This is a genomic window from Streptomyces sp. NPDC090442 (assembly GCF_044769405.1).
Classification (GTDB): domain Bacteria; phylum Actinomycetota; class Actinomycetes; order Streptomycetales; family Streptomycetaceae; genus Streptomyces.
In genome coordinates this window covers 91846-106300 of sequence record NZ_JBIVXW010000014.1, presented here as the reverse complement: position 1 = coordinate 106300, position 14455 = coordinate 91846, and the positions used below count along the sequence as shown (strand labels likewise).

The 14455-nt window shown below is 75.1% G+C and carries 7 protein-coding genes; 1 reads left to right on the top strand and 6 read right to left on the bottom strand.

Annotation, left to right across the window (positions count from 1 at the left end; genetic code table 11):
• Positions 1-50: 50 nt before the first annotated feature.
• Positions 51-3560: a CDP-glycerol glycerophosphotransferase family protein gene (locus ACIQU6_RS12940; RefSeq protein ID WP_403481667.1), complete on the bottom strand. Its 3510-nt coding sequence runs from the start codon at positions 3558-3560 to the stop codon at positions 51-53.
• 262 nt (positions 3561-3822) lie between these two features.
• Here ACIQU6_RS12940 and ACIQU6_RS12935 point away from each other — a divergent pair, with 262 nt between their 5' ends.
• Complete coding sequence (locus ACIQU6_RS12935; protein ID WP_403481666.1) at positions 3823-4509, top strand: class I SAM-dependent methyltransferase; 687 nt, start codon at positions 3823-3825, stop codon at positions 4507-4509.
• Between the two features lie 67 nt (positions 4510-4576).
• Here ACIQU6_RS12935 and ACIQU6_RS12930 read toward each other — a convergent pair whose 3' ends face one another.
• From ACIQU6_RS12930 to ACIQU6_RS12910, 5 genes are all read right to left on the bottom strand, one after another.
• The gene (locus ACIQU6_RS12930) at positions 4577-5563 is read right to left on the bottom strand and encodes a class I SAM-dependent methyltransferase (RefSeq protein WP_403481665.1); all 987 of its coding nucleotides are present in this window, start codon (positions 5561-5563) and stop codon (positions 4577-4579) included.
• Between the two features lie 267 nt (positions 5564-5830).
• The gene (locus ACIQU6_RS12925; RefSeq protein ID WP_403481664.1) at positions 5831-6751 is read right to left on the bottom strand and encodes a carbohydrate ABC transporter permease; all 921 of its coding nucleotides are present in this window, start codon (positions 6749-6751) and stop codon (positions 5831-5833) included.
• Positions 6748-8061, bottom strand: coding sequence for a carbohydrate ABC transporter permease (locus tag ACIQU6_RS12920; protein WP_403481663.1), 1314 nt, complete (start codon positions 8059-8061; stop codon positions 6748-6750). Before ACIQU6_RS12920 ends, ACIQU6_RS12925 begins: the two co-directional genes overlap by 4 nt.
• Before the next feature lie 13 nt (positions 8062-8074).
• Positions 8075-9370: an ABC transporter substrate-binding protein gene (locus ACIQU6_RS12915; RefSeq protein WP_403481698.1), complete on the bottom strand. Its 1296-nt coding sequence runs from the start codon at positions 9368-9370 to the stop codon at positions 8075-8077.
• Between the two features lie 847 nt (positions 9371-10217).
• A complete protein-coding gene (locus tag ACIQU6_RS12910) occupies positions 10218-14024 on the bottom strand; it encodes an FtsK/SpoIIIE domain-containing protein (protein ID WP_403481697.1) in 3807 nt (1268 codons plus the stop codon).
• Between the last annotated feature and the right edge of the window lie 431 nt (positions 14025-14455).

The window sequence follows — 14455 nt, the reverse complement described above, 5'->3', positions numbered from 1 at the left end:
CGGCCACCGCCCACCGGCCCGATCCGTCCGCCTGCCCGGCGCCCGGCCGCTCACTCCAGGATCAGGTCCGCGACCCGGCCCGCCGCCCCGCCGTCGTCCAGATGACAGAACAGCTCCCGGAACTCCGCATACGCCCCCGCACTCGCCCGCGCCACCGCCGGCAGATCCTCCAGGGCCTCGATCAACTCGCCCGTCGACGACAGCAGCGGACCCGGCACCCGCGCCTCGAAATCCAGGCTGAAACCGCGCAGCGCGTCCCGGTAGTGCGCCAGGTCCGGCGTCAGGAACAGCATCGGACGGCCCGTGCCCGCGAAGTCCGCCGCCAGCGACGAGTAGTCGGTCACCAGCACATCGGCCGCCAACAGCAGCTCGGTGGCGTCCGGATACGACGACACGTCCACCGCGAACGGCGCATGGTGACCCGGCAGGCGGTCCGGCACCTGCGGATGGCTGCGCACCAACAGCACATGGTCCCCGCCCAGCGCCGCCCGCGCCGCGTCCAAGTCCAGCGGCAGGTGCAGCCGGTGGTGCGAGGCGTCGTAGGCCACGTCGTCCCGCGGCGTCGGCGCGTACAGCACCGCCCGCTGATCCGGCCGGATCCCCAGGCGCGCCCGGACCGCGGCCGCCACCTCGTCCCGGCCCGCGGCGTGCAGCGCGTCGGTCCGCGGCAACCCGGTCTCCCACAGCTTCCCGCCGAAGCCCAGCCCCGACCGCAGCACCGGGGTGCTCGCCGCGTTCGGCGACAGCAGCACGCTCCACTGCCGGCCCAGCCGCGGCCGCGGCGCCAGATGCGCCAACCCCTCGCAGAGCGTCCCCAACAGATCCGCCCCGATCCGCTTCAGCGGCGTCCCATGCCAGGTCTGGATCACCCGCTGCCCGGCCCGCCGCACGAACCACCGCGGCAGATGCGTGTTGGTGACGATCCAATGGCTGTGCGCCAACGCCCCGTGCCACGCCGCACTGCCCACCACCACCGGACGGGCCGTCGGCGGCACCGCGGTCTGCCCGTCCCGCACCGCCCACAGATGCGTCACGTCCATCCCCCGCCGCACCAGCTCCTCGTGCACCGCCCGCGGCGAATCCCCGTACGCCCGGCCCCCGAAGCTGCTGTAGAGCACCGTCTCGCGCAGCGGACGGGACCGGTGCAGCGGATAGTGCTGCTCGCGCAGCACCCGACGCCGGTACGGGCCCCGATCGACCGGCGGCACCGCGGGACCGGCCGCCACGAACAGCTCGTCGCCGCGCACCCGGTCCAGCACGAACGGCTTGCCGTGCACCGTCCGCGACACCGGCAGCCCGTCGAAGACCGCCGGCACGCACCGCACCGGCGGATCCAACGGCGAGCCCACCGCCCCCTGTTCCCGCAGGTGCACCGTCCACCGGCCCTCCCGCAGCGGCACCTCCCCGGCCCACGACGGCAGCGCCGCGAGCGGCAACGCGCAGTGGAACCGCCCGTCGTCGTGCACGGCCTCGAAGACCGCCTCGGCGGCGTGCGCGGAGTGCCTGAGCACCACCTCCGGCGCCGCCGGCGCGGCATCCGGCAGTGCCCCCGCCAACAACAGCGTCCCGTCCGCCCGCCACACCACCCGGTCCACCGACGCCTGCGGCACCCGGTCCTGGAGCACCAACTCCCCGCCCGCCGCGGCCGCCGCCACCACCTCCCGGCCGTGCGGCAGCGGATGCGCCACCGGCTCCGTCCCCTGCGGACAGGCCACCACGTCCGTCGCGCCGTCGGCCGACACCAGCTCCGGCAGCCAGGTCTCGGTGTGCGCCGGCGGCACCGCGGCCGGTTCGCCGTCCCGCACCGGCCGGGCCGCGTCCAACGCGTCCAACCGCACCCGGACCAGACACCGCCCGCCCCCGTCCGCCGCCCCCTCCACCGGGAACGACACCACCGTCCCCGTCCCCCGGTGCGTCAACCGCAGCGCCACCGGCGCCGGACCGGGCGCGGCCACCGCCAACTCCAGCGCCCCGCCCGCCACCACCGGTGGCCCCACCAACCGCCGCACCCGACGGGTCACCGCGATCCGCAGCCGCCCGTCCACATACCGCGGCACCACCCACACCCCGCCCGCGCCCTCGTGCCCGGACGGCTCCGCCCCCGACCCGCTCTCCGGCGCGGCCAGTTCGCCCGTCGCCACCACCCCGGCCGTCGCCAACAGCAGCTCCACCCGCCACTCGCCCCGACGCAGCCGCGCCGGATCCACCCGCAGCTCGAACCCCGACCAGTCGTAGCAGTGCAGCTCCTGCCCGGACGCCGCGGTCGCCTCCGGCATCGCCACCGTCCGCACCGGCAGCACGATCCGCCGCCGCCCGCACGACAGCACCGCCGTCCGCAGCCCGCCGTGCCGGGTCGCGGCCGGCAGGTTCCGCACGTACGCCCAGCCGCGCAGCAGCAGCACCCCGCCCCGCCACACCGCCTCCCGGACCTCCGCCCGCACCGGGAAGTCCGCCCGCGACAGCCGCACCACCCCCGCCGGCAGCGCGATCGGCGCCTCCGGCGGCAACACCGCCCGCCGCCGCAGCGGCGGCCCCGCCACCACGAACCCGCCCGGATTGCGTGCCTCGTGCCCCAACAGCACCGCCACGTCCGCCAGTCGACCCGACCGGACCAGATACCAGCGCATCCGCAACTCCACCGGCAGCGCCCGCAGCAGCCGCGGATCGGTCCGCGCCAGGAAGTCCCGCGCACAGTCCAGGAACGCCGTCCGCACCTCCGGCGCCGCCCCCGGCACCGCCGCCACCAGGTCCGCCAGCCCCCCGGCCAACTGCGCCCGGTCGTACTCCGCCCGCAGCCCGCCGCACGCCGGCCGCGCCGGATCGGCCAGCAGCGCCCGCATCCGCGCCACCGCCGCGAACCGGTCCCGCACCGCCTGCGCCGTCGGCCGCGGCCGCCGCTCGGGCCCCTCCGGCAGCCGCCGGTAACAGACGTGCTCGTGCAGCACGTCCACCGCCTCCGCCAGCACGTGCGCCGGCAGCGCCACCGCCGCCTCGTCGCCCAACTCGCCCTCGGGGAAGGCGAGTCGATGCCGGTCCCAGAACGCCCGCCGGAACACCTTGTTCGCCACCAGCCCGTCCCGCAACAGCGCCGGCTCCCCGGTGACATGGGTGCGCAGCGCCGTCTCCCGGTCCGCCGGATGGTCCGCCGACTGGCTGCGGCCCGCCGGCCCCAGCCGGTAGACGTTGCCGGTCGCCAGCTCCGCCCCCGACGCGTCCAACAACCCCACCAGGTCCGCGTACGCCCGCGGCAGCAGCACGTCGTCCGGCGCCAGGAACGCCAGGTACCCGGTGTCCGGAAACGCGTGCCGGGCACCGAAGTTCCACGCCCCACCCGGGCCCCCGCCCTCGTGGTGCACCACCCGGAACCGCGGATCGCGCTCCACCACCCGCCGCACCGCCGCCGGCGGCCCCTCCGGCCCGTTGGCCGGTCCGTCGTCCACCAGCACCACGTCCAACTCCGCCAACGTCTGCGCCGCCACCGACGCCAGACACTCCTGGACATGGCGCGCGGCCCCCACACCGCGCGGGACCGGGACGACGACGGTGAGCCGAGGCTTCATGGGCGTAACGAGCCTTTCCGGACGGGCGGACCCCAGGAGCAACCCCGGGACGCACACGGGGCGATGCGGCCGACTCGTCCCTCAACTCGTCCATCGCCGACCCGGTCACCGACGCTGCGCTGAAAGGGTGAGGCGAAGGTGCGGCGGTCCGGCCCGGACGGCGCCATGGCGTACACCGTGGACAACGCGACCAGCACGACCGGTGCCCGCGCCCGGACACCGGCGACCGCCCGCCGCCGACCAGGAAGGTGACCGCCCCGCGATGCCCGGCCGAACCGACAGCTCCGCCGCCACCGACCGCCCCGACACCCCGGCCCCGGCCCCCGGCACCCCCACCACCCGCACCCGCCCCACCGGCACCGCGCCCGCTGCCTCCACCGTCCGGCTCCCCGCCCCCGGCGAACCCGGCGCACTGGCCCGACTGCGGCCCGCCCGGCCCCCGTTCACCCGGCAACTGCGCCGGATCGGCCCCGGCCGCGTCCTGGAGATCGGCTGCGGCGACGGCGACACCCTCGCCGGCTGCGCCCCCGGCAGCGTCGGCATCGACCACGACCCGCGCTCCGTCGCCCGCTGCCGCGCCCGCGGCCTGACCGCCTACACCGCCGACGCCTTCCTGGCCGGCCCGCACGCCCGCCCCGGCGCCTTCGACGCGCTGCTCACCGCCCACGTCCTGGAACACCTCGACGACGAACAGGTCGAGGAACTGCTGCGGGCCTACGTCCCCTACGTCCGGCCCGGCGGCGGCGTGCTGCTGATCACCGCACAGGAGGCCGGCCACCGCGCCGGCCCGGAACCCGTCCGCTTCACCGACTTCACCCTGCTGCGGGCCTTCGCCGAGGCCGCCGGGCTGGCCGTGCGGCGCACCTACTCCCACCCGCTGCCCCGGACCGCCGGGCGGGTCCTCGCGGCCAACTGCTTCGTCCTGGTCGCGCAGGTGCCCCGGGGATGACGCGGTGCCCCGGGGCGGGCCACCGGCGGGGCGGCGTGCCCCGACGGCCCGCCGCCCCGCGCGCGCCTCAGCCGCGCGCCGCCCGCGACCGCTGACGGGCCCGCGCCAACGCCCGGGTCACGAGCGGCGGCAGCACGTCCACCGCCACCCGACGCAGCACCCCGCCCGGCGCGGCGGAGGCCACCGGACGCCCCGCCGGACGCGCCGCGGCCGACCGGGCCGCCCCCGCCGGCTGCCGGTCCACCGGCGCCGCCGCCGGCTTCCGCTCCGCCTCCGACGTCCGGTGCCGCGACACCGGATGCGCCGGCTCCTTCGCCCCCTTGGCGCTCAGCCGCACCAGCGGCGCACCGTTGACCTGCTGCACCTCGTGCCAGATGTCACCGCGGCCCGCCAGCCACCCCAGCAGCGCGCTGCGGTACGGCTCCGGATCGCCCCACGTGCCGTAGAACTTGGTGCCGGTGAGGCAGATCGGCCGCAGCCCGTGGCCCGTCACCGCCTGCCAGGTCGCCGCGGCCACCCCCGGGCAGTGCTCGGCCCGGTAGTCGTCCATCACCACCACGCCCCGGTCGTGCAGCAGCTCCCGCACCGCCAGGATGTCGCCGTGCACGTGCTCGTACAGATGCGAGGCGTCGATGTGCGCGAACCGCACGCTGTCCGCCTCGACGTGCTCGCTCACCAGCGAGCTCAACCCCTGCACGATGACCGGCAACTCCTCGTGGAACGACAGGTAGTTGGCCTCGAACGCCCGCCGGGTCAGCGTCGCGTACGACTTCGCCATCTCCTTGGAGTTGGAGGCGTCCTCGGCCGGCGAGTCGAACAGGTCGCAGACCGTGAACCGCTCGTCCGGGCGCAGCCGCGCCCCCAGGAAGATCGCGCTCTTGCCCAGGTACGCGCCCAGTTCGAGCAGGTCGCCCGGCACCTCCCGGTCCTGCTGCTGGCGCAGGAACCAGTCGAACAGGAGCTGATCGGCGGTGAAGAACCACCCCTTGACCTCGGACAGCCGGGTGGGGCGCGGCAGTTGGTCAACACTCTGGTCTGCGGTAACGGCAGTCATCTGCGGTCCGTCTCCAGACGGTCGGGAATCGATGGCGAGGCACGGCACGCGGGCGCGGCGCGGCCTCGGGGCGCGGGCCGTCCCCCGGCGCCGCCGCGCCGTGGTGCGGCGGGCTCCAGGAGGAACCCCCGCCGCACCCTGCGTTTCACGAAGCGGCCGCCATCGTCCGCCAGGAACGTGAACGGAAGGTGAGCGGCGCCTCCCACAACGGTCATGGCTCGGCCCAGGAACCCGCACCACTCGCACCACCCGCCCCGTACGCCGCGGTCACTTCACCGCGCCCGCCATCACCCCCGACACGAACTGCCGCTGGAAGGCGAAGAAGACGACCAGCGGCACCACCATCGACAGGAACGCCCCCGGTGCCAGCACGTCGATGTTGTTGCCGAACTGCCGCACCTCCTGCTGCAACGCCACCGTGATCGGCGGATGCCCGCTGTCCGCGAAGATCAACGCGATCAGCATGTCGTTCCACACCCACAGGAACTGGAAGATCCCCAGCGACGCGATCGCCGGACCGCCGAGCGGCAGCACCACCCGCGTGAACAACCGCAGTTCACCCGCCCCGTCCAGCCGCGCCGCCTCCAACAGCTCCCGCGGGATCTCGGCGAAGAAGTTCCGCAGCAGGAACACCGCGAACGGCAGCCCGAACGCCGTGTGGAACAGCACCACCCCGGCCGTCGTCTCGAACAACCCCACCGCACCGAACAGCTTCGCCACCGGAATCAGCGCCACCTGTACCGGCACCACCAACAACCCCACCACCACCATGAACCAGCCGTCCCGCCCCGGGAACTCCAGCCACGCGAAGGCATAGCCCGCCAGCGAACCGATCACCACCACCAACACCGTCGCCGGCACCGTGATCGCCGCCGTGGTCACCAGCGACCCCATCACCTTCCCGTTCGACAGCAGCGCCGCGTAGTTGTCGAACGTCAACTGCGCGGGCCGGACGAACACCCGCCACCAGCCCGACTCCGCGATCTCCGCCGGACTGCGCAACGACGAGATCAGCAACCCCACCGACGGCATCAGCCAGAACAGCCCCACCAGCATCAGAAACACCCGCACCGCACCGCCCCCGGCGCGCGCCGCCCACCGCGCCCCCCGCGCCCGCCGCCCCCGCCGGCCACCCCCGCGACCGGCCGGCACCGCGGCCCCCTCCACGGCCGGGATCGACGACGTCATCGGCGACGCTCCTTCCGTATCCGGCGCAGATTCACGTACATCACCGGTGCCACCAGCACCAACAGGAACACCGCGATCGCGCTGCCCAACCCCTCGTCCACATCCGTCCCGAACGACGACTGGAACAACTGCAACGCCAGCACGTTGGCCGACCGCAGGCTGGAGCCCGGCGCGATCACATAGACCAGATCGAAGATCTTCAGCACATTGATCATCAGCGTCACCAGCACCACCACCAGCACCGGCGCCAACAAGGGCACCGTGATCCGGCGGAACACCTGCCACTCGCCGGCCCCGTCCACCCGCGCCGCCTCCAACAACTCCCGCTCCACCCCCGCCAGCCCCGCCGCGATCAACACCATCGCGAAACCGGCCCACATCCACACGTAACTCCCGATGATGGCCGGCGTGACCAGCGCCGGCCCCAGCCAGTCCACCCCGTTGTACGCCGCCGCGAAGTCCGCCGCCGGCAACCGCAGTTGGGCCCCCGCCGCCTCCGCCGGCAACACATACGTCCCATCCGCCCCCGTCACCGCCGACGCCACCACCCGGCCGCCCCGCACCGCCTGCACCGTCAGCCCCGCCAACGCCCGCTCACCCGGATCGATGACGTTCGGCCGCCCCCCACCCCCACGGGTGAAATCCAGCCACGCCGTACCGGTGACCTTCCCCGGCCGCGGCCGCGCGACCACCGCCTGCCGCGCACCCCGCACATCCGACGGCCGCACCGCCACCAACGGCAGGTTCACCGACGCCCCCACCCGCGCCACCGACCGCGTGCTGAACGACCCGCCGCCCGACGGCCGCAGATCCGCACCCGGCCGCGGCTTCGCCCCCGGAAACGGCGCCGGCTTGGCGAACGTGTCGTGCACCGCCACCCACACCGCATTGGCCACCCCCCGCTGCGGATCCTGGTCGTACACCAACCGGAAGATGATCCCCGCCGCCAGCATCGAGATCGCCATCGGCATGAACACCACCAGCTTGAACGCCGTGCCCCACCGCACCCGCTCGGTCAGCACCGCGAAGACCAACCCCAACGCCGTGGACACCGCCGGCGCCACCACCACCCAGACCACCGTGTTCCTGAGCGCCGTCCGGATGGCCTCGTCCGAGAACACCGCCCCGTAGTTCCCCAGCCCCACAAAGCCGTTGCCCGACGCGTCGAACAGGCTCCGATACACCGAGAACCCGATGGGATACACCACCAGTGCCCCCAGCACCACCAACGCCGGCAGCAGGAACACCGCCGCCACCCACACCCGCGGCCCGGCCGCCCGCCGCGGACCCACCCCTACCGCTGCCCTCATCCCACTCACCCGCTCAGTGCCCGAACGCCTTCGCCGCGTCCCGCTCCAAGTTCCGCTGCGTGCCCGCGACGTCCCTCGGGTCCTTCAGGAAGTCCTGGAGGTCCTTCCACTCGCCCTGCCCCGGCTTGCCGCCGAACGAGGCCGGAGCCTGGTCGGACATGTCGAACCGGAAGTCGTCGCCCGCCGCGATCAACGCCCCCGCGATCTTCCGCATCACGTCATCCGCGTACGCCGCCCGGTCCAACTCCCGGTTCGCCGAGAGGAATCCACCCGCCTGCGCCCAGATCCTGGCCGCGTCCGTCGACGCCAGGAACGTCAGCAGCGCCTGCGCCGCCCTGGTGCCCTTCAGCGCCACCGCCACGTCCCCGCCGGTCACCACCGGCGCCTTGGCGCCCACCGCCGGGAACGGGAACACCTTCGCGTCCGTCCCGACCTTCGCCTTCGTCTGCGCGATGTCCGCCGCCGCGTAGTCGGCCGACGACACCATCGCCGCCTTCGGGGTGTCCCCGCCGCTGAACGTCTGCGTCACCGACGTCGGGAAGTCCGTCTGCAATGCCCCCGTGTTGCCGCCCGCCAACAGCTCCTTCTGGCCGAAGAGTTGCCCCAACGTGGTGAGCGCCCGCGTCACGGACGGATCGGTCCACTTGATGGCGTGCTTCGTCAACAGGTCGTACTTCTCCGTGCCCGCCTGCGACAGATACACGTTCTCGAACCAGTCGGTCAGCGTCCACCCGTCCGCCCCGCCCACCGAGACCGGCTCCACCCCCGACTCGGACACCGTTCGCGCCACCTTCAAGAACTCCGGCCAGGTCTTCGGCTCCGACACCCCGGCGTTCTCGAAGACCTTCGCGTTGTACCAGACCAACGACTTGTTGCTGGCCTTGAAGTACACCCCGTACTCGGTGCCCTTGTGGGCCCCCAGATCCCGCCACCCCTTGCCGAAGTTCTTCGCCAACTCCGCCTTGGCGTCCGCCCCGAGAGGCTTGAGCCACCCCTTCTCGGCGAACTCGTTCAACACCCCGACCTGCGGCAACAGCGCCACGTCCGGCGGCCCACCACCCGCGATCTTGGACCCGATGAACCCGGCCATGTCGTCACCGCTCGGCACGAAGTCCACCTTCGCCCCGGTCCGCTTCTCGAACTCCGCCAACACCTTCGCGAAGTTGTCCCGCTCCACCCCCGTCCACACCGCTGCCACCTGCAACCGCTGCCCACCCAACTTCGGCAACGCAACGCCGGCCGCAGTCCCCCTGCCCCCACCACCACTACCCCCACTCCCACTCCCACACCCACCCAACCCCACCGCCATCGCCACGCCCACCACAACCGCCCCAACAACGGCCCTGCGCCGCCGGCCAAACACCCGATACACAGCCCCGGTTCGACGCTCCGCACCGACCCGCCCCGCCTGCCCTATGGGTGTCCGTCCCGCCGCCTGCCCTCTCCGCCCGACTCGTCTACGCATCCCCGTCGCCTCCCCGTAGCCAGGTAGCTGGTAGCCCTCGTCCCCGCCGGGACGGCCCGTCGCCTACCTCAGCGCGGGCGCCGCGGCGCCGTGCCGTGCGTGCAGTGGTGCCCACCGCTGGCGCGATGCGGTGCGTGCCGCGCTGCGACACCGATAGCGCTGCCGGACCGGTCGCGCCGTGGAACCGATCAGCCGTGGAACCGATCACTGGTCAACGGTCACCGATCGTCGATCACCGATCGTGGTGCTGTGAACATCGGTCGTGGTGCTGTGCCGTGCCTGATGCCGCGCTGCTCGTGCTCCCATGGCGCCCGCGATGCCCTGACGCCCGCGATGCGCCCCTCGACACGCCGCCGATCGTGACGCGGCGCCGCTCATGATGCGATGCCGATCGTGACGCGATGCCAATCGTGACGCGGTGGTGCCGTAGTCCTACGCCCCCGCCACCGGCTCCGCAATACCGTCGCCCGCGCCAACTCCCCTTTTGTGATAGCCCCGTTACGGGCCGCCCCGCCATCCCCATCAGCCACTACGCCCGGCAATAGACACCCGGGCACTCAAGTGCCACACGCACCACGCACCAAGCGGCCAGTGTGAAATGAGCCCAGCCCCGCCGGCAGGCCGTCGCCTCCCGCTGCCCGTTGCCCATCCGCCCGGTTGCCCGGTCCGGCCGGACCGGGCAACCGGGCGGTCACATCAGTGACGGCCCCGGCGTCGCCACCGAGGACTGCGCCGCCCGCTGGAGCGCGCTGGCCAGCAGGGCGAGGTCCGTCGGGCCGTTGCCCAACTCCCGCAGCGGGCGCCGGGCCGGCGGGTCGCCCATCCGGGGCCACTCCAGGGGCACGACGGTCGGCCGCAGCGTCGACGTGCGCGGTATCCGGCCGGTGACCCGACCTGCCTGGAACGGGACGACTGTGCCGTCCGCCGCACGGCACAGCCGCCCGCGGCCGGGCGGCACCGGCTCGGAGCCGGCGCCGGGTGCGTCCTCGGTCGGGTCGTCGACGGCGCCCAACTGGACCCGCAGGGTGGCTCGTTCGGCGGTCGCGGTGCCTTCCGTGCGGTCCGGGTGCCCCGTCGCAGCTATCAGGTGCACGCCCAGGGCCGCGCCGTCCCGGGCCACCGCCTCCAGGGCGCGCACCACGGAGCCGGCGGCCGGGCGGCCCGTACTGCCCAGTGCCGGCGAGACCAGCGCGTCGAAGTCGTCGACCAGGACGAAGAGTCGGGGCATCGGCGCCGCGGCCCGGGCGGCCGCCTCGGCCGCCGAAGGGACGTCCGATGCGGCCGAGGGCGCGGACGCGGGTACGGGTGCGGCCGTGCCGGGTCCGGCGGAGGGGGCCGGGCGGGCCTGCGGTGCCTGGTACGGCTGCTGGGCGGTCTGGTGGTCGGGGCGGTGGTTGGGGTGGTCGGTTTGGTGGTCGCGGGGGTGACTGGGGTCCTGTGCGGGGGCGTCCGGGCGGGTGCGGAGGCGGAGGGTGCCCGTGCGGGTGGGGTCCGCCGCGGGGTCCGCCTGGGCGCCGCTGCCTCCTTCCTTGTTCCGGCAACGATTACGGAGAGTGATTTGTTCCTGTGATTCGTTACTCGTTGTGAAAGTGGCGGGTGGGGTTGAGGTGACGGAGGGGGGTGCGGGCGGGGGCGGTGAAGTGCTCGCCGTGGCGGTGGGGAAGGGTGCGGGGGTGGACGCGGAACTGCCCTCGGCGGAGCGGCGGGGGGCGATGATGCGGGGGGCCGGGAGGTGCTTGGTGCGCCACTCGGAGAAGGGGGTGCCGGCCAGTATTTCGGCGCGCCGCTTCAGTTCGGAGGAGAGCGCCTGGGCGAACTCCCGCATCCGCACCGGGTCCGAGGCGGCCAAATGCGTGGTGACGTGCGGCAGTTCGGTGCAGGCGCGCAGGCCCTCGCCGCGCTCGGAGCCGGCGCCGTCCACCAGCACCACCGACAGCCGGTCCGGGCGGTCCGCGGCGGCCAGCGACGCGGCGAGCGACCGCAGCAACTCCGTCTTGCCGGTGGCCGGCGCGCCCTCGACGAGCAGATGGGTGCCGTCGGCGGCGAGGTCGGCGACCACGGGGCCGTGCGGCCCGGCGCCGAGCACCGCGGCGGCGCCGGGCCGGTCGGTGTCCTGCGCGGCCGCCCAACGGGCCATCAGGGACGCGGGGGTGGCCCGGGCGAGCCCCAACTCGTCCAGCAGCCGCGCCGATTCCGGCAGCGGTATGGCGGCGCGCGGCGCCGTCGGCCCGCCCGGTCGGCCGCTCGCCTCGGCCTCCCGTAGGGGTGCCAGCGCCCGGGCGAACCGCTCGGCCCAGGCGGCGGAGACCGCGTCCACGGTCGCGACCGTGCCGTTCGGCCCGGAGCCCGGCTGGATCACCCGTAGGGCGGTGGCGACGTCGCCGCTGAGCACCGCCACCGCCCCGCACTCGCCGAACGCCGGCGACGCGGCCCGCGCCGCCTCGTACGTAGCGGCCAGGGGGAAGGCGGGGGAGGCGGCCGGGGTCTCGGCCAGGCAGAGCACGTGGATGCCGGCCGCCGGGCCGCCCGCGGCCAGCCGCGCGGTGGTCTCGCGCAGCGCCGACGAACCGGGGTCGCCGTCCACGATCAGCAGGGTGTGCGGCCCCTGGTGGCGGGCGGCGACCGCGGCCACCTCGGCGCGCTCGGCGCTGGGCCAGCCGGGACCCAACGGGCCGTCGTCCAGCCGTCGTACCAGTTCGGCCGTGCGGGCCGCGGCCTGCTCCTTGTCGTAGGCGAGCAGCAGTCGGCAGTCCTGACCGCGGACCGGGCGGACGTGCGGCAGCCAGCCCAGCCAGGACCAGTCGGCCACCCGCTCCTCGACGGGGCGCGCCCGGTCGGTGCTGACCAGCACGATCTCCAGCGCGCCGGGGGAGTGCAGCGCGGCCAACTGCGCGGCCGCGGACCGGGCCAGTCCGACCAGCCGCCCGCGCGGACCCGCCAGCCCGAGGGCGCCGGCCCGGCGCAGCTCGACGGCGACCGGCGCGGCGGTGCGACCGCCGTCCCGCTCGGCCGTCCCCAGGCGGACGGTGAGCGCGTCCGGGTGGTCCGGGCCGCGCTCCCAGAGCCGGGGACCCGGGCCGAGCGCGGTGAGCAGGATCCCCGCGGCGTCCGGCCAGCGGTCGTGTGCGGCGGGGCCGGAGGGCGCGCTGGGGCGCTCGGCGGCCGGGCGGTCCCGGACGTCCGCGGGGGCCGTCCCGGTGGCGTCGTGGTACGCCGCCTGAGGCGCCGGCTCCTGCTGCTCCTCGGCCGGGGGGCGGCCGCCGGCCAGGCGGCGTGCCCAGGCGCCGAGGCCACCGCGCCGGCCGGGCTTACGGGTGCCCGCCGGGTCCGGCGATACCAGGGACTGCTGTCCGCCGTGGGTCTGTCCACCGGTGGGCGCGGTGTCGAAGCCCGCTCCGGAGTCGGTGCGGTAACTGGCCGCGGCCGCCTGCCCGGTGGCCGTCCCGGGGGCCGCGGTCGGGTGTCCCGTCCCGTAGGCCGCGCCGGGGGCGGCGTCGATGCCGTCCGGCCCGTAGGCGGTGGGGGCGGGCTCCTGGAGGGGCGTGGCCGGGGCGGCGGGCGGGAACAGGCCGTCCACGGCCTGCCCGGGGGCGTGGGTGACGGTCCCCTCCGGGGCGTCCGTCGGGCCGCGGTGTTCACCGGGCGCCGGGGCCGGAATGCCGCGCAGCGGGGTCTCCTGGCGATGGGAGCCGCCCGCGGGGCGGCCGTCCGGGCCGACCGTCCGGGGCGCGGTGGTGGTCGGTCCGCCGCCGTCGCCGGGGGCCCGGCCGGCGTCGGCGTACAGCAGGCCCGCCGTGGTCTCCCCGGTGGCCGCCGCCCCGGGGGCGATGCCTCCGGGGGCGACCCGGAGGTGGCCCTCGCCGTCGGGGGTGGCGGTCAGGGCCGGGTCCGGGGTGCGCGGTGGGGCCTGGAGGCGCAGCGCGGACTCGCCGACGCGCAGCAGGACGCCGGGCGGCAACGGGACGGCCAGGTCGCCGAGTTCGATGCCGTCGACGGCGGTGCCGTTGGTGGAGCGCAGGTCGGCGACGTACACCGCGCCGTCGGGCTCGACCGTCACGGCGCAGTGCAGGCGGGAGACGTCGGGGTCGTCCAGGGGGACGTCGGCGTCGGCGGAGCGGCCGACGCGGACCTGGCCGCCGTGCAGCAGGTGCACGCCGCCGGCGTCGGGGCCGGAGACCACGCGCAGCCGGGCGGAGCCGTGCGGCAGGCCGTGGGCCGGGGCGGGGCCGGGGCCCTGGAGGGAGAGCACCGCGCCGTCGATCAGGGGTGGCTCGCCGAGCGCCGCGCGCTGCGGGTCGAGCCGCTCGGTGCCGGCGTAGAGGACGACGGGGGCGCTGCCGCCGGTGGTGCCGACGTCCGCGCCGGAGCCCGCCACGGCCGCCGCGAGCGAGCCGGCCACCGTCGCCAGGGCGGTGCCGGCGGGGGCCGTCACGAGGACGTCGCAGGCCCGCGTGGTGTGGCCGCTGCGCGGCCCGAGGACGGTCAGCCGGATCTGCATCGCCGTCAACGGTCCCTTCTGCCGGGAATGACTCGGCAGGGGCTCCGCTCGTCCCCCACCGCACCCCGGGCACGTCGGCACGGACATGTCCCTTGCACGTCGCGACAGTGACCGCGCGCCCCTACCGCGTGCGTGCTGGGATGCATCCTCGCACCTGCCACTGACAACACGCCCGCCGACCGCCCTTTAATGATCTTGATTGGTCGGCGCCCGGCGGAAAACCGCCTGGTTACGGGCAGTGAACCGGCCGATTTCGATCATCAAGCGTCGTCGAAGCGATCAGCGACGGACGCCACTCGGACCGCTGACGCGAGGCGCCGGCGCCTTGACGCGACCGCCGGACGTCCCCGTGCTGGCCGGCCCGTACGCGTCCGGAATCCGGGCAACCAATGGCCCGCGACCGACGTCTTTCCGAAGAGCCCCGGCCCGTC